General features: G+C 57.8%; 14 protein-coding genes and 1 pseudogene. 4 read left to right on the top strand and 11 right to left on the bottom strand.

Features of this window, described 5'->3' with window-relative positions; all coding sequences use genetic code 11:
- Positions 1-45 precede the first annotated feature (45 nt).
- The 6 genes from serA to ACLI1O_RS05315 form a co-directional block, all read right to left on the bottom strand.
- Positions 46-1,632 (bottom strand): phosphoglycerate dehydrogenase, encoded by a 1,587-nt coding sequence (gene serA / locus ACLI1O_RS05340; RefSeq protein ID WP_023026408.1) that lies wholly within the window; start codon positions 1,630-1,632, stop codon positions 46-48.
- A 64-nt stretch (positions 1,633-1,696) separates the two neighbouring features.
- The gene (locus tag ACLI1O_RS05335; RefSeq protein ID WP_023026406.1) at positions 1,697-2,608 is read right to left on the bottom strand and encodes a hypothetical protein; all 912 of its coding nucleotides are present in this window, start codon (positions 2,606-2,608) and stop codon (positions 1,697-1,699) included.
- Positions 2,592-4,382, bottom strand: a complete 1,791-nt coding sequence (locus ACLI1O_RS05330; RefSeq protein ID WP_411707009.1) for a DUF262 domain-containing protein — start codon at positions 4,380-4,382, stop codon at positions 2,592-2,594. The genes ACLI1O_RS05335 and ACLI1O_RS05330 overlap by 17 nt, the downstream gene beginning before the upstream one ends.
- Positions 4,383-4,509: 127 nt before the next feature.
- Positions 4,510-5,523, bottom strand: coding sequence for a ketol-acid reductoisomerase (gene ilvC, locus ACLI1O_RS05325; protein WP_411707008.1), 1,014 nt, complete (start codon positions 5,521-5,523; stop codon positions 4,510-4,512).
- A 102-nt stretch (positions 5,524-5,625) separates the two neighbouring features.
- Positions 5,626-6,141 carry an acetolactate synthase small subunit gene (ilvN, locus tag ACLI1O_RS05320; protein ID WP_023026400.1) on the bottom strand — a complete coding sequence of 172 codons (516 nt, stop codon included), beginning with the start codon at positions 6,139-6,141 and terminating at the stop codon, positions 5,626-5,628.
- Positions 6,142-6,144: 3 nt separating this feature from the next.
- Entirely contained in the window at positions 6,145-7,995 is a 1,851-nt protein-coding gene (locus ACLI1O_RS05315) for an acetolactate synthase large subunit (protein WP_239267684.1), read from the bottom strand.
- Between the two features lie 302 nt (positions 7,996-8,297).
- Between ACLI1O_RS05315 and ACLI1O_RS05310 the strand changes: the two genes are divergently transcribed.
- The 3 genes and pseudogenes from ACLI1O_RS05310 to ACLI1O_RS05300 all read left to right on the top strand — a co-directional run.
- Positions 8,298-8,840, top strand: a complete 543-nt coding sequence (locus ACLI1O_RS05310) for a PH domain-containing protein (protein ID WP_023026397.1) — start codon at positions 8,298-8,300, stop codon at positions 8,838-8,840.
- Positions 8,841-8,894: 54 nt separating this feature from the next.
- Positions 8,895-10,748, top strand: a complete 1,854-nt coding sequence (gene ilvD / locus ACLI1O_RS05305) for a dihydroxy-acid dehydratase (RefSeq protein WP_239267686.1) — start codon at positions 8,895-8,897, stop codon at positions 10,746-10,748.
- Between the two features lie 77 nt (positions 10,749-10,825).
- Positions 10,826-11,827, top strand: a pseudogene (locus ACLI1O_RS05300) (glycosyltransferase family 87 protein); the annotation flags it as partial.
- Between the two features lie 85 nt (positions 11,828-11,912).
- On the opposite strand, the gene ACLI1O_RS05295 reads toward ACLI1O_RS05300, so the two are convergent.
- Together ACLI1O_RS05295 and istA are read right to left on the bottom strand one after the other, a co-directional pair.
- Positions 11,913-12,710, bottom strand: a complete 798-nt coding sequence (locus tag ACLI1O_RS05295) for an ATP-binding protein (RefSeq protein ID WP_349837246.1) — start codon at positions 12,708-12,710, stop codon at positions 11,913-11,915.
- Between the two features lie 2 nt (positions 12,711-12,712).
- Positions 12,713-14,347, bottom strand: a complete 1,635-nt coding sequence (gene istA, locus ACLI1O_RS05290) for an IS21 family transposase (protein ID WP_239275901.1) — start codon at positions 14,345-14,347, stop codon at positions 12,713-12,715.
- Between the two features lie 227 nt (positions 14,348-14,574).
- Here istA and ACLI1O_RS05285 point away from each other — a divergent pair, with 227 nt between their 5' ends.
- The gene (locus tag ACLI1O_RS05285; RefSeq protein ID WP_411707007.1) at positions 14,575-14,769 is read left to right on the top strand and encodes a hypothetical protein; all 195 of its coding nucleotides are present in this window, start codon (positions 14,575-14,577) and stop codon (positions 14,767-14,769) included.
- On the opposite strand, the gene ACLI1O_RS05280 is transcribed toward ACLI1O_RS05285, so the two are convergent.
- The 3 genes from ACLI1O_RS05280 to ACLI1O_RS05270 form a co-directional block, all read right to left on the bottom strand.
- Positions 14,744-15,061 (bottom strand): transcriptional regulator, encoded by a 318-nt coding sequence (locus ACLI1O_RS05280; RefSeq protein ID WP_239267690.1) that lies wholly within the window; start codon positions 15,059-15,061, stop codon positions 14,744-14,746. The two genes, ACLI1O_RS05285 and ACLI1O_RS05280, sit on opposite strands and share 26 nt — an antisense overlap.
- Positions 15,051-15,506 (bottom strand): cb-type cytochrome C oxidase subunit IV, encoded by a 456-nt coding sequence (locus tag ACLI1O_RS05275; RefSeq protein WP_239267692.1) that lies wholly within the window; start codon positions 15,504-15,506, stop codon positions 15,051-15,053. The genes ACLI1O_RS05280 and ACLI1O_RS05275 overlap by 11 nt, the downstream gene beginning before the upstream one ends.
- Before the next feature lie 146 nt (positions 15,507-15,652).
- Complete coding sequence (locus tag ACLI1O_RS05270) at positions 15,653-16,540, bottom strand: DoxX family protein (RefSeq protein ID WP_239267694.1); 888 nt, start codon at positions 16,538-16,540, stop codon at positions 15,653-15,655.
- Positions 16,541-16,720: the final 180 nt, after the last annotated feature.

Below are 16,720 nucleotides of genomic sequence, written 5' to 3'. Positions count from 1 at the left end.
GGGCACGAGTACGCGGTTAGGCCACTCTCCTAACCTGCGCTGAGGTTATTCATCCATGTCGAATTGCTGGCACGTAGCGCCAAGGGCCGAGTTGATCTCCTCGATGAGAGAATCTGGTACCTCGGACTCCACGCGCAAGATGAGCACGGCATCCGTTTCCTGCTTGCCCTGCGTCAAGGCTGCAGCGATGATGTTGATGCCCGCCGCGCCCAGCTTGGTACCCACGGTACCAAGCGCACCTGGGGCATCGGCATAGCGGAAGAACAAGTTGCGGCCCTCGGCCCGCATATCCACGCCGCGGCCATTGATGCGCACAAACTTTTCGGTGCCATCGATGCCAATGAGAGCACCGGTGAGCGAAGAGGTCACGCCTTCCGCGCTAATGACCTTGACCTGCAAGGAAGAACGGTGCCCCCTGGATTCTGGGTTGGTGGATACCGAAACTTCGACCCCACGGCTCTCAGCAATCTGCATCGCGTTGACGAAGGTAACCGGCTCCGAGGTCACACCGCTAAACAGGCCGCGGACGGCGGAAAGGCCCAGCACATCCACATCCTCAGTGGACAGCTCGCCGCAGGCTTCGATCTCCACGGCGACGGGAGCCTGATCAAGCAGGCGCCCGGCGGTAAGGCCCAGCTTGCGGGCGAGGTCGAGCCAACCGGCAACCTCTTCGCCCACCGTGCCGCCGGAGACGTTGACCGCATCGGGAACAAACTCGCCGGCCAGAGCCTTGAGCACAGATGCGGCGACATCGGTACCCGCGCGATCCTGTGCCTCCACGGTGGACGCGCCCAGGTGCGGCGACACCGTGACCTGCGGCAGCTTAAACAACGGGGAATCCGTGCACGGCTCCGTGGAGTAGACGTCAAAGCCCGCACCGCGGTGGTGGCCGGAAGTAATAGAATCCGCCAAGGCCTGCTCATCTACGAGGCCGCCGCGGGCGGCGTTGATCAGAATCTGGCCTTCCTTTGCCTTGGCCAAAAGCTCCGCATCGAACATTCCGGCAGTCTCGGGCGTCTTGGGCAGGTGAATGGTGACAAAGTCTGCCTGCGCCATCAGCTCTTCAAGCTCGACCAATTCCACGCCAAGCGCTGCCGCACGCGCCGGATTGGCATAAGGATCGTAGGCAATAATCTTCGTTTCAAAGGCGCTCAACCGCTGTGCAAAAAGCTGACCGATGTGGCCGAAGCCGACGATACCAATAGTCTTGCCGTAGACCTCCACGCCCTTGAAGGAAGAGCGCTTCCACTCGCCCTCGCGCAAGGACTGATCCGCCGCTGGAATCTGGCGGGCAGTGGCCAAAAGCAAGGCAATCGCCTGCTCGCACGCAGAGTGGATATTGGAGGTAGGAGCGTTGACCACCATGACGCCTTTGTTGGTGGCGGTGTCAATATCCACGTTATCGAGTCCCACGCCCGCGCGACCCACAATCTTAAGCTTGGGCGCGGCTTCTAGAACTTCAGCGTCGACCGTGGTGGCAGAGCGCACGAGCAGCGCATCTGCTTCTGGAACCGCAGCAAGCAATTCCTCGCGGTTCGGGCCATCTACCCAGCGCACCTCGACAGAATCCCCCAAAGCCGTCACTGTGGATTGGGCCAATTTATCGGCGATAAGAACTACCGGCTTCGACATATCATCCTTCGTTTCAATTCGTTGTGCATTACGCGAAAATCACCGCGTGTGAAGGAAGTGTAGTTCAGTTTGGGGTGCCCTGCCTTATTTTTTCCTTAAATTCTTTCACTTGACCGAATTCCGGGCCCAAAGCAATCAGTGAACCCTCGTCCAGCCCCGCCACCATGGCCATACTCCGCTTATCTTCCAGCGGATCTGCCGTCGGCATCACCAATACCGAGCCACCATAGGCCGCGGCCGTAATGACATTGGCTACCGGGCTATCCGCCGTGGCCACAATATTGGGCGCCATCTGGCCATCGCGCCGCGACTGTGCCGGAACGGGCGATAACTTTTTACCATCGTCGTCGGGCTCACCCTCATAAGGAATCCAGGCAGGGCGCAACTCAACGTAAGGTGTTTTATCCAGCCGCGCGATGTCCTTGACCATTTGTTTCGGCGAGGCGACCACCTTGGACTCATATTGGAATGCCGTGAAATCTCCCAACGCTTCGTGCGTTCCCGGGTCCTTGATGACAGTGAAATCACCGCTGGATTGTGTCCATGGAATATCGCCAATGATGACGAGTCGTTTTACTTCCAAGTCACCTACCAGGTTGAGGATGTCACCGCGGCGCGAGCGATCGTATTCCACGGCCGGCAGGTGCTGGTTAATAGCCAACGTCGCCGCGCGCAGTTCGGATTTAGCATCGGGTGCAAAGAGCACCATCGAGTCAGAATCCTCGAAAAAAGTCCGCGCAGCGTCAATGCCGCTAGGATCATCGATGATTTCAAACTTGCCAGCGAATTTGGGATCGATAAGGCGGTTTTGATTCTCTGACTTGGCGCGCTCAAGCTCAACGTCGGACTCGGAGAGATCCGACAGCCCACGCTTTACCAGTTTGGGCTCCTGCAAGGCATCGCCGCAGCCGACAAGTACAAGGGAGGCTGCGATAACCGCTGCAGCCGCCCGGAACCTCTTAGCGGCCAAATGCATGTGGCCCCTCTTCACCGCCGGCCAGGTTTGCTTCATCGACATCTCGAATGACGGGAATGCCCAAGGTTTCTTCCACCAGGTTCACAAAACGATGGCGCCGATCCGCCAAGAATTCCTGAATCTTCGATTCCCTTAAGTTAGCGACATCGAGGTCGTGCGACGCCAAGACGGTATCAAATTCCTCGTCTTCCATGATGGACTTGGATTGCACGCGTGGCAGGTAGCGATTCGGTGCGAATCCATCGAGGACGACCTCTGTGCGTTTGCCCATCGGGGTAAAGTTCATAACCGACTGCGCCAAGACCGAATCCACCCCGTGGCGCTGGCACCAATTCAGTGGGAATACTGGGAAAAATCCAGGCTTGAGCTCTTCAAAGGTATGGCGAGTAAACTCGCTGCCCGTCCGCCAGTCCTTCGCGCCACGAGCCATGAGTAAGGCGTAGATTCCGTGCCAAACGCCATCGTTTTCATCGACCGAGAGCAGGCGGGATTCCCGGAATCCTGCATCTGCGACCGTTTTGGGAACGTCATCGGTGGCCCCGGCCACCCACTCGGTCACTTCATCCACGTCGCGGGCGGCGCGCAGCGGCACCGCGGAAGAGCCATAGAGCTCACCAAAGACGCCACACCAGAACCACTGGTCGATGCGATCCCATGCCTGCTGGCTAGAAAGCGCCCCAGGCCGCTTGGCCAAGCGCGCGATGATAACCGCCAGCGGCACGATCTGTTCCGTATAAGGAACCTGATCCAGGCTTAAAATACGGCGCTGCGCCAAGAATTCGGCGACCTCGTGGAAGGTGATGCGCAGGTCGTGCGCGGCCGCCTTGTACTCGCATAGGGACAGCTTCAAAATATCTTCGCGCTGGCCGCCGGCATTGCCCTTCTCCCCTGTGACCAAGAGGGATACTGCGGAGAGGAATTCATTGCGTCCGATGCCATCGAGCGCGGGAGAATCCCGCAGGTCCTTTTCCACCTGCTGCCAATCGTTGGCAAGGTGGAAGGTGGGATCTTCAGAAGCAAAGACGGCGGTTAAGAGATCGAAGACATCCATCTGCAGGCCGGCGGAATTCGCCTGGGCAAAGATGGAACCGATTCCGGCCCGCTCCGTTTCGCGGGATAGCCGGATCATCGGGATGTCATAGCCTGCCAAGGGACGCACGATGCGGTTATTGAACGCAGCGAGCTCGGCGCTGTACCGCTCGTGTGTGGCGGCGAGCTCGAAAAGCATGCTGGTGCCTTCCTCGCTGAGTAGCGAGGCCACAGGGATGCACATATTATCCAGGCCATCCTGGCGGCAGGTGATAGCCCCATCAATATCGGGGCCGAAGTGCGAACAGATCTCGCCGTTCTGGTCGACGGCGAAAATGGCGTCATCGGCAAGCAAGTCCCCGCTTACCGCGGCCCGGACGTCAATGAAAAAGCGGCGGCGAACCTTCTTTTTCCGGAAGTCGGTGGTCTTGACAAAACCCTCGCCGTTAAAGCAGTGATAAAGGGAGGTAAGGCGCTGTTGGCCGTCCAAAAGGAGCAGCCCAGGCTCGACGCCAGCCTCGGGCGCACCCGCCAACACTCGGGGGCGGAAACGCATCTTTTCATTGCGGATATCCAGGGCCATCAGTGCGCCGATGGGATAACCACGCAGGACCGTAACGATAAGTGAGCGGATGCGGTCTTCATCCCAGGCATAGCTGCGCTGGAAATCTGGAAGCTGGATATCGCCCCGGTCAATCCGCGAAAAAAGATCCTTGAGATCATAGCTTGGCGTCGTAAAACCCATAGGGCCAATACTACCCGCAACACCTCTGCGATACCTCACGGACTTAAGTGCTGGGATAGCACGTAGCCAAACCGCAAAAGCGGCCCGCCGGGAACCTCCCGCGGGCCGCACTGGCTTCAGCTATTGCCTAGGCAGTAGCGTCCAAAGGATTCTTTACCCAGCTCATGAGATCGCGCAGCTTGGTGCCGGTCTTTTCGATCTCGTGCTGTGCAAATTCCTCGCGCAGGTCTTCCAGTTCCTTGTTGCCGCCTTCAACGTTGGCGAGCAGCCGCTTGGTGAAGGTGCCGTCCTGGATATCGGACAGGACATCCTTCATGCGCTGCTTGGTATCAGCGTTGATGATGCGCGGGCCGGAGATGTAGCCACCGAACTCGGCGGTATCAGAAACCGAGTAGTTCATGTTGGCAATGCCGCCCTCGAACATCAGGTCCACGATGAGCTTCATCTCGTGCAGGACCTCGAAATAAGCCATCTCTGGCTCGTAGCCGGCCTCGGTGAGGACCTCAAAGCCATTGCGGATGAGCAACTCGACGCCACCACACAGGACGGCCTGCTCACCAAAGAGGTCGGTGACCGTCTCTGCCTCGAAGGTGGTGGGGATAACGCCGGCGCGGGCGCCACCGATCGCAGCGGCATAGGACAAGGTCAGGTCATGGCCCTCGTTCTTCGGGTCCTGCTCGGTGGCAATCAAGCAAGGAACGCCCTTGCCGTCAACGAACTGGCGGCGGACCAAGTGGCCCGGACCCTTTGGCGCAACCATACCGACGGTGACGGACGCAGCCGGCTCAATCAGCTTGAAGTGGATATTCAGTCCGTGACCGAATAGCAGTGCATTGCCGTCTTCCAGGTTCGGGGCAATGTGCTCTTCGAAGATCTCCTTCTGGGAGGTATCCGGCGCCAAGAGCATAACGACGTCGGCCCACTTGGATGCCTCCGCGACGGACTTGACTTCGAAGCCAGCCTCTTCCGCCTTGGCTGCGGACTTAGAGCCCTCGCGCAGACCGATAACAACCTCAACGCCGGAATCGCGCAGGTTCTGGGAGTGGGCGTGACCCTGGGAGCCGTAGCCGATAACAGCTACCTTGCGGCCCTGGATGATCGACAGGTCAGCATCGTCGTCGTAGTAGGTATCAATAGCCATTTCAAATCCTCAATTCTTTGGTAGGAGAAGCTGTAATGAAGCGTCCTAACGCAGAGTATATACCACTGCGCGAGACATTGTGTTCACATCGTGAGATTTTATTTACTTTTTGGGAGCTGTCGCCTTCGGGCCGCGCCCCAAGGCTACGTGGCCCGATTGCACGAGTTCACGAATCCCGAAGGGCTCGAGAACTTCAAGCAGCGCCGCGAGCTTGCCCGGCGTACCGGTAGCCTCCACGACAACCGATTCCTTTGCCACGTCCACCACGCGGGCGCGGAAGATATTTACCGCATCCACCACCTGCGCGCGGTTGGAATTATCGGCCGATACCTTCACCAGCATGATGGCGCGAGCAACGGTGGAATCTTCTTTAAGTTCCACGACCTTGATGACCGGAATGAGCTTATTGAGCTGCTTCGTTACCTGCTCAATGATCACCTCAGAGGCATCCACAACGATGGTCAGCCGGTTAATTCCGGGGGTTTCCGTGTGCGCGGAGACCAAGGACACCAGGCTGTAGCCACGGCGGCTAAACATTCCCACCACGCGGGCGATGATGCTTTCTACATCCTCAACTAATACCGATAAGGTATGCCGAGTTACCTCGTTTTGCGTCATGGTTTATGCCTCCTGGATGGTTTCGTCAATCTCAGCCGGGGTTTCCGCGGCGGATTCAGCTTCATCAAAAAGCGGGCGCAGGCCGCGGGCGTATTGGATTTCCTCATTGGAGGCACCTCCACCGATCATCGGCCACACCTGCGCATCTTGGCCGACGATGAAGTCAATGACAACTGGCTTATCGTTAATTTCCTGCGCGCGCTTAATGGCCGGAACGACTTCTTCTTCGCTCGTGACCCGGATGGCTTCACAACCGAGTGCCTCGGCCAAACGGACGAAGTCCGGGGTGAAGGCGTTTTCTTCGCGCAGCTTGGTGTGCGAATAGTGCTGGTCATAAAACAGCGTCTGCCATTGCCGGACCATTCCAAGGTTTCCGTTATTAATGACGGCAACCTTAAACGGGAAGCCTTCCACGGCGGCGGTGGTAAGTTCCTGGTTGGTCATTTGGAAGCAGCCATCACCATCGATGGCCCAGACTTCCTTATCTGGGCGCGCTGCCTTTGCACCCAAGGCAGCGGGAACGGCATAGCCCATGGTTCCAGCACCACCGGAGTTGATCCACGAACGCGGGTGTTCAAAGTCCAAGAACTGCGCGGACCACATCTGGTGCTGGCCCACGCCCGCACAGTAGATAGCTTCCGGCCCCACGGTCTCACTGAGCTTTTCCAAGACGAATTGCGGGTTCAGCAGGCCATCATCGGTGGGCTCATAACCGCGCGGGAAACGCTGCTGCATGCCGCGCAGGTAATCATGCCACTGTTTCACCTCGGCGGCCGGCTGTACATCCTTCTTGCGGTACTCCTTACTCAACGCGGTCAAGCACTTTTTGGCATCGCCGACGATGGGGACCGTAACTTCCCGGATCTTGCCAATCTCAGCTGGGTCAATATCGGCGTGGACGACCTTCGCATTGGGTGCGAATGTTGAGGTATCGCCGGTCACGCGATCATCGAAGCGGGCACCGATGGCAATGATGAGATCGGCGCGCTGCATCGCCGCGACGGCTGGGACCGTGCCGTGCATGCCCGGCATTCCCAGGTGCAGCGGGTGGGAGTCCGGAAAGGTCCCCAGCGCCATCAAGGTGGTAACCACAGGGATATTCGTGAGTTCCGCAAACTCCAGCAACTCTTGGGAGGCATTAGCTTTAACGACTCCGCCGCCGACGTAGAGCACGGGCTTTTCCGCTTGCGACATCAATTCCACGGCCTGGGCCACCTGCCGGTGGTGTGGCTTGGTGACTGGCTTGTATCCCTGCAGGTCAAGCGTTTCCGGGAAGCGATAATCTACAAAGCCGTTTTGCACGTCCTTCGGGATATCCACGAGCACCGGACCGGGGCGGCCGGTGGAAGCCAAGTGGAAGGCAGCCGAAATTGCAGAAGGGATCTCGGCGGGATCCGTCACGATGTAGTTGTGCTTGGTAATGGGCATGGTGACACCGCGGATATCGGCCTCTTGGAAGGCATCGGTGCCCAAAAGGTTGCTGCCCACCTGGCCGGTGATGGCGACGATGGGAACGGAGTCCAGGTTGGCATCGGCAAGCGCGGTAACCAGGTTGGTCGCACCAGGACCGGAGGTAGCGATGCACACGCCCACCTTTCCGGAAGCCTGCGCATAGCCCTCGGCGGCGTGGCCGGCGCCTTGTTCATGGCGGGTTAGCACATGGCGAAGCTTCGTTGAACCATGCAGTGCATCGTAGAGCGGAAGCACGGCACCGCCGGGAATACCGAATACGAGATCGGTGCCCAGATCTTCCAGCGTGCGGACAATAGCATGAGCCCCACTCATTCGCTCCGCAGACGCAGCAGAAGTTGCAGCGGCCGCGGAAGCAGGCGTGGGCGAGGATGTCGTTACCACGGTGTATGTGCTCCTTGGTTTGGTCTGTCATGGAAACTGATCATCGAAAACGCCCTAGTTACAACTAAAGCCCCCGCGGGCCGGTGGTCTGCGGGGGCGAAAGCGTCGACGTTCAGGAAACGTCGCGGTCACCGCCGCGCTCGTACCACCTGAAGTCGAATAATGATCATATTTCCAACTATATACCGATAGAATTATATCTGGAAGCGATTACCCCCTTTTGGGAAAACTTTCCCATATGTTGAAACGCGGTGGAAAAATGGTTCGCTTCCCCACCACATGGTCAATTAGGCTGGCTGACTATGACCCCACCAGCACAGGACAAACAACCTCGTCAGTCCACCACCCAGGCAGAGGTCTTCACCCCTTCCCGCGACCACATCTTGGGCATTTTAATTCTGTCCACGATCGCCTTATTAAGCATTGGCTGGGCGCCCAAATACCTGGGGTGGCTGCTGATTATCCCCGTTATCGGCCTCTGGTGGGTCCTCAAGGCCCGCACACGGGTCTCTGAGAAAGGCATTTCCATTTCGTATGCGTTCCGGAAGAACGTTTCTATCGCATGGGATGATTTCGCCGGGATTGGCTTCCAGCGCGCCCGGGCCTTCGCGCAGACTAAAAATGGTGCGAAACACAACCTGCCTGGCGTAACCTTCAACTCACTGCCCCGCCTGGCGCAGGCATCCCGCGGGCGCATTCCCGATGCCCTCACTCAAGGCCGCGAGGCAGCCGATGACAAGGTCGTCATCGTGCACCGCGACGGTCAGCAGATCCTCCTAAGCAAAGAGGAATATGCTGCATACCTAGAAAAACACCCCGAGCTTAAAGATTCGGCAGAAAACTAAATCTACTTTCTCCTCCCCCCATTGACCAATCTAAAAGGAATGGTGACTTAAACCATGTTCCCACTGCGCTCTAAAGTAACCACCGTCGGACGTCAAGCCTCCGGTGCGCGTGCCTTGTGGCGCGCTACCGGTACCAAAGAAAATGACTTTGGCAAGCCGATTGTCGCCATCGCCAACTCTTATACGCAGTTCGTCCCCGGCCACGTGCACCTGAAAAATGTCGGTGATATCGTCGCCGATGCCGTCCGCGAAGCCGGTGGCGTGCCCAAGGAGTTCAATACCATTGCCGTGGACGACGGCATTGCCATGGGGCATAGCGGCATGCTGTACTCTTTGCCCTCGCGCGAAATCATCTCCGATTCCATCGAGTACATGGCCAATGCGCATACTGCCGATGCCCTCGTCTGCATCTCCAACTGCGATAAGATCACCCCGGGCATGCTCAATGCCGCAATGCGGTTGAATATCCCCACGATCTTCGTCTCCGGCGGACCTATGGAGGCCGGCAAGGCCGTCGTGGTCGATGGCGTTGCTCATGCTCCGACCGACCTGATTACCGCAATCACCGCATCCGCAAACGATAGCGTGAGCGATTCCGGCTTGGCCCAGGTCGAAGAATCCGCCTGCCCCACCTGCGGTTCCTGCTCCGGCATGTTTACGGCCAACTCCATGAACTGCTTGACCGAGGCTCTCGGTTTGGCGCTTCCTGGCAATGGCACCACCCTAGCCACCCACAGCGCGCGCCGTGAGCTCTTTGAAAAGGCCGGCTCCACCATCGTGGATATGTGCCGCCGCTACTACGGCGAGGAAGACAAGTCCGTCCTGCCGCGCAATATCGCCACCAAGGAAGCCTTTACTAATGCCATGGCCCTCGATATGGCCATGGGCGGATCCACCAACACCATCCTGCACACCCTCGCCGCAGCGCAGGAGGGCGAAGTGGACTTCACGCTGGATGATATTAATGACATCTCCTACCGCGTGCCTTGCCTGTCCAAGGTTGCGCCCAACGGCACCTATCACATCGAGGATGTGCACCGCGCCGGCGGCATTCCGGCCATTTTGGGCGAGCTGCGCCGCGCGGGCCACCTCAACCTCAAGGTGCACACCGCCCTCTATGACAATGCGGAGCAGTGGCTCGATGATTGGGATATCCGCAATCCCCGCGTAACCGATCAGGCCCGCGAGCTGTACTACGCCGCTCCCGGTGGCGTGCGCACGACGGAGCCATTCTCCCAGTCCAACCGGTGGGATGAACTAGATACTGACGCGGTCAATGGCTGCATTCATGATGCCGACCACGCCTTTTCTTCCGACGGCGGCCTGGTGGTCCTGCGCGGCAACCTGGCGCCAGACGGGGCCATCGTCAAGGCAGCCGGCGTGGAAGAAGAGCTGTGGACCTTCTCTGGCCCAGCCCGCGTGGTGGAGTCCCAAGAGCAGGCCGTGTCCATCATCTTGAATAAAGAAGTCCAGCCAGGCGATGTCGTCGTCATTCGCTACGAGGGCCCCTCCGGTGGCCCCGGCATGCAGGAGATGCTCCACCCGACGTCCTTCCTCAAGGGCGCAGGTTTAGGCAAGGCCTGCGCCTTGATTACCGACGGCCGCTTCTCCGGCGGCACCTCCGGGCTCTCCATCGGCCACATTTCTCCTGAGGCCGCCCACCAGGGGCTTATCGGGCTCATTGAGAACGGCGATACCATTTCCATCAATATCCACGAGCGCGAGCTCACGCTCGACGTGGACGATGATGTTCTGGAGCGCCGCCGCGCCGCGCAAGAACAACGCGAAAAGCCATGGACGCCGGTGGACCGCAACCGCCCGATTACCAAGGCGCTGCGCGCCTATGCCGCGATGGCGACCTCCGCGGACCGCGGCGCGGTGCGCGTGGTAGACGGCTTTGTGAACTAGCACAATTGGCTGCTAAATCACTGTGACCTCGGTGGGGTGCGAGCTCTGTAGTTAAAAATCGCGTAACTTGTACCGCGATGAAATTCGCTCGTACCCCGTTATTCCGATATACCGTGGCCCTGCTGGGGTTCCTTTTCGGCGCTCGGAAGGTCGTTGAAGACACCCGCATCACAGACTTCCCCATCGATATGGTGGTCTACCGCGAGGGAGTCAAGGCCTTCCTCGAGCACCGCTCCGTCTATAGCGCGCCGATGCCCGCCGGCGATATTCAGCTGCCCTTCATTTATCCGCCCTTTGGCGCCTTAGCGATGGTGCCGTTGACGGCCTTTGACGCCATCGACCACACCCTGGCCGGCAATATCATGGTGATCCTTTCGGATCTCCTAGTGCTCGTGTGCCTCTACTTCGTTTTCAGGGCGGTGCTCAAAAAGCCAGAATTCCTCTTGCCCGTAACCGCCATTACCTGGGCCATTGTCTTACACTTTGAGCCGGTCGACCTCAATAACAACTATGCCCAAATCAATATAGTGGTCATGGCGCTTGTTATCTTCGACCTCGTTCCGCGCAAGCGATTCCTGCCGCAGGGAATCCTCGTCGGCGTGGCGGCCGCCATCAAGATAACCCCTCTGGCGATGCTGCTCTACTTCCTTGTGCGCAAGGAATGGAAGCAGATTGCGACCGCACTTTTCTCCGCCGTAGCGGCCACCCTTCTTGCCGCCGCCTTCCGCTGGGAGGCTTTCGTGGAGTTCTTCAGCTCCACACTGCTCGACATGGGCTCCGGCCGCGACTTCGGCGTGGGAACCGAGTACCAGTCCAATAGCTCCATCAAGGGCGCCATTCAGCGCATGTATCCATCCATCGAACCCATGGAGGCGAATGGCCTGACGATAGGCTTCGCGTGGATCGCGGCCTCCCTTATTGTCATCGTCGTTGCAGCGTGGCTCATCAAGCGCCTGTGTGAGGAGCATTTGCTTGTCGATGCCCAATTGGTCACCGCCCTCACCGTCCTGCTCATCTCCCCTGTTTCTTGGTCCCATCACTGGGTCTGGCTCACGCTTATCATCCCGGTCTTCGCCTACTGACGCGGGCTTGTTTTAGGGACCGGTAAGGCGGTACCAGGTACCGGGGTGGCGGTAGCCGCCCGGTAGCCGGTTTTACCCCCGCTTATCGTTTGGACCGTTGACGTTGCTTGAGCTGTTTGCTAAGTGTTCCCCTTTCTTCTTGGAAGTCGTCACGGGTGCGCATGTCTTCACCGATGAGGGTGAGTTTGCTGCCGTTGTTTGCAAGTCGGGATAGGACAGCGTCGGCGATCGCGTTTTCACTAAAGACGCTGTACCAGTATTCCGGCTCGTGCTGGCTGACGATGACGGTTGAGGAATGCTCCCGCTTGACCAGGAGGTTGAATACCTGGGCTAAGGCGAAGGCAGATACGTCCGTGGCCAGGAAGTCGTCGATGACCAACACAGCCGGCTTTGTCAGTTCCTCAAGGAGGGCTTTGCGCTCATAGGCAGCGTCGGCTGTGGCGTCGAACTCGTCGGCTAAGTCGGCGAGTCTAAAGTAGCGTGCGGTTAGTTTATGCCGGCACGCAGCCACGGCTAGGCCTTGGGCGAGGAAGCTTTTGCCGGTGCCGGTAGCTCCCACGATGGTTAGATCTCTGCCGTAGGTAATCCAGTCGCAGGTAGCTAACCGCTCAATACGGTCTGGAGTGATCCCTCGGTTGCTGTGTGCTTCAAAGCGTTCCAAAGCCGCAAGCGCGTTGGGTAGCTTGGCGGCTTTGACGAGTTTTTCGATTACTTTCGAATCACGTGCAGCTACCTGAGCATCGAGAGCTTCTTTGATCTTGTCTTCAAAGGAGTCCAAGTCACGACTGGGATCGTTGACGATCTCCTGCAGCGTCGTGGCAAACACACGCATCCCGCGAAGAGAACCGAGCAGTTCGAAGTCTTCATCGGTAAGAGCCATGGCTATACCTTCCATTCTTTATCAGTGAAGGCAAACGCCCCGGCCCCGCGTACATGCGACACAGAGTCCGGCGTGTCCGCCGTGGGCTGTTGGCGGTGCGCACGCGTAGTGTCGATGGCCGTCGACAGTGGTACATCGGTGGGCAAATACGCCTGTGCTGCGGCCTGTTTTAGATCCTTGAGCTCTTGGGCTACTTTGTTGACGCTGGGGACTGCTTTGCGCGATAACAGCTGACCACAGGCTTGTTCGAGTTCGATTCGGGAGTAATCCTTCGATAGGTTCAGTACGCCCAGAACGCTAGAATATGCTTGGGCTTCGACTTTACGAGCGTTAAACATCTGGCCGATGAGCTGTGCTGTCGCGGTCCCAATACTTTTCGCCCAGTCTTCCAAGCGTTGCCGGTTCCACTGGGTGTTTAAGTCCTTATGGTTGTCGGGGACATGCTCATCCAAGGTGGAGTAGCCATAATTAGCAGGGGCAATACGATGTGAAGCAACAATCTCACCGTCGTAGAAGACATCCAGATAGTCATCAAAAAGTTGCACGTCGACGAACTTGCCCGCTAGCTTCCACGGCACTGAATACCAGTGATTGGCGATCCGGATGTGGTAGTTCATTGCGACCTTGGACTTCTTCCACCGCGACCACGACCACCGCCGGTCGGGCAATGGGCGCAGCAGCTGTTGCTCATGGTCTTCAAACAACTGGCGACGAGAGATATCCTGCCCGCGGAAGGGACGGCGATCGTTGATGAAATCGCTTTGGTCCTCGAGGGCCTTATTGAGCATGTCGAAACTGTAGAACTCCTGGTCGTCGAGGTATTCCACGCACCATTGCTGGGCAATATCCACGGCCTTTTCAACATTCGCCTTATACCGCGGCCGGTAGCCTTTCGCCGCAGTAATACCTATCTGATAGAAATCGGCAAATGTAGAATACTCCGCAACCGGGATACGCCCCCGCAGCCCACAGGAAATCTGTTGCGTGGCTGTGAGCGCGTTATCCGGGATCAACCGCAGCGGACAACCACCGAAATACTCCAAAGCCGCACGGTGGGCTAAAAGCCACGACCGCATTTTTTGATCCGGCCACGCCGATACATGCATCATCCCTGAGTGCGGCAATGAAGCTACAAACAAGTGCGCGGTAACCCGCTGGCCTGAGACAGGATCCACAACGACCATTCCATCGCCCGACCAGTCCACCATGAGCTCGTCACCGGGATCGTGATTCAGTTGCGCTGACAGCTGATGAACATCGACATAATGCTCAAACAGCGAACAGTACTGTCGATACGAATAATGACGCTGACCAGTACCAACAGGGAACTCCAGGTACTTGGCGTGCGCGACTTTCAACGTCACGCGCTTGCCAGAGACCATCCGCTCAGCAACCTTTTTGAAATCCGGTGCGAGGAACTCCGCATCGTTGCGACGCCGGTTATCCGGAAATAGCTCCTCTAACTGGGCATTCGACAATCCAGCAATCCCACGAGCATCGAGTCGATGGTCCCTTACAACGCGACTGGCCTTATCAATCGTCGACTTCGAGACCCCTAAATCGGCTCGAATCTGGTTCCAGGAACGATTCCCGGCAACCAAGGCAAACATGATGGCACGGTAATCCGTCACCACCATCACTCCTTCCACGTGAACGCGACCCACGCGTACACACTGCGTGGGCCGTCCACTAAAGAGTGCCTAAAAACTACCCCCGGTACCCGATATCCGCACCGGTCGGTACTCGATACCGCTCTACCGGTACTAAATAGCGTCGCGCGTCAGCCTACCGCGCGTGGAGCTGGCTTTCTACCGGATGGGCTGCCCGCAACCTCCTGGCCGTCCTCATCGCCTGGGCAGCCCTGTTGCTCACCGTTCCACCGAAGTGGTGGTGGGGAGATCAAGTCGATGTCCATGCCATGAACCACTTCCAGAAATTCTGGGTGGATGACTTCGTCTGGCTCACCGTGCTTACCGTAGCGCTGTATGCGGCCGCATTCTGTGCCGCCCAGCGCAAGCAGACCACACGTAGCGCTACTCCTGCTCCGCTAGCGACTTAAGCGCGGCGAGGTGGGCATCGAATGCGGACTTGCCGGTAGCAGTGAGCATAACCCACACGGTGTCCTTATCGCGGGAAGACCCGTACTCGCGGAATCGGCTGATATAGCCTTCGTTTTCCAAGGCGGTTAATTGTTTAGATAAAGTAGCGGCCGATTGCCCCACTTCTTCCCGCAGCGCCGCGAAGCGCATTTCGCGGCGCACCTGTCCCTCCACCGCACCCCGCGCGTTTAATACCGCGCAGATCTTGAAGCGATTGAGAGGATAGATAACCGGGTCAATATCACTGAGCACTACGGCCTTCTCCTTGCCGCGCTGCAAGGTCCAAGGCACGAGATTGCAGCACCCAGACCATTGCCACTGCCCACACCGCGATGAAGATCACCAAGGCCCACATGTGCTCACGCAGCATGTTGGTGATAAAGATCGGGATAAGTATTACTGCCATCCCCGCGTAGTATTTCTTATCGGCCTTGGGCTGTGAATGTGGGTCCTGGCGATAGCTGGTCCGCACCTTGCTCTGATGATGAAGCAGCGCCCACACGATGAGGCCTATAAGGACAAAGTAGAAAATGAGAAACGCGACGGGGTGTATTATCTCCGCGAATACTGTTATTCCCACATAGAACACAGCGAATGCGATCACTAGGAGGATATTTTGCATAAGCCGCTTTCGCTCAGCGCCTTGATCCTGCAGGCTGTCATTAAACTCGAGCGACTTCTTTAGCTCATCTTCCATTTTCTACCACCATCCCCAAAATCCAGATTCCATACTTTCCGTTATGGCAATTCTTTCACTTTCCATGATGGAAAGCAAGGGTGAAAAGAAAATCCCCACCGCATTAACTGCGGCGGGGTTCCACTTACGCGGTAGCGAGTAACAGGCTAAGCGATGGGGTTTACGGCTGCGCCAAAGAACCACACGGCAACCAAGATGGCGATACCGACCACCACAAAGACCCACGACGTACCCAGCGGGCGCCGCGCCCAAGAGCGACCAAAGTCCAAGGAAATGAAACCAGGACCGGTAAATTGCAGGCCAATCGCGATAACGAAAAGGACCAGCGATAGCCATACCGAGTCCGGCCAGTCAAAGACCTGCAGACCAGCGCCCGATTCCGCCAGTTCGTGCAAGGCGGTGAAACCGGTAACGACCAAACCGAGCATGGCCGCAAGAGGGCTAATCAGGCCCAAAAGGAGGAATGCTCCGGCGATCAGCTGCACGGTTGGTACCGCCAAGGCAAAGGAATTAGCCCAAGCGTACTGCGAGTAATCGCTTTCCAGTCCGGAGACTCCGGCGCCATCGCCCAGCGAGAAGAACGTGGACACGCCAGCGATGATGAGGTAGGCGCTCATAGCCAAGCGGACAAAGAAGAGGCCAAAGTCAATGGTGCCGCGGCGCCCATAACGCTTGTAGCCTTCCTTATCCTCCTGTTCCTGCTGAAGCTTGCGCTCTTGTTCCGCCAGCTCTTCTGGACTCAAGCCGGCATCGTCTGCCGCAAAACCTTCGGCCTGCGACGCCGCTGCGGGATCCAATACCGCGGTATCCTCACCTGCGGATTGCTGGTTTCCCTGCTGCGTGGCCCCATTAGCGGCATTGGGCAAAACCTCCGTCTCCGCCGCCTCTTGCTTCTGCGGCCGAATTTCTTGCGGTTCGGCGCGCCCTGCGCGGGCAAAGACATCGGGGTTATCCTGCCGCATGGAATCGTAGGCTGGAACGTTAAGATCCTCGTCTAAGGGATTGGCTTTATCCGGTTGCTGCTTATCGCTCATATGACCAACTTAAGACAGTTGCCTGCAGTTTTGCGGTACCGTTATCGGCGCGCCGCAATTGTCCCCGCACTCCTCTTCCCCCAGCCCCCATCTTGTTGTAATATCAACAATGTCACATAGTTGACATATAAACATTAATTACCGGCGGGGACACTTTCCCCGCCTTATGAATCCACCAGA

Origin of the sequence: Corynebacterium sp. LaCa78 (genome assembly GCF_046717505.1) — a bacterium.
Taxonomy (GTDB): domain Bacteria; phylum Actinomycetota; class Actinomycetes; order Mycobacteriales; family Mycobacteriaceae; genus Corynebacterium.
The sequence above is the reverse complement of the archived record's forward strand: the minus strand, read 5'-3'. Positions and strand labels throughout refer to the sequence as shown.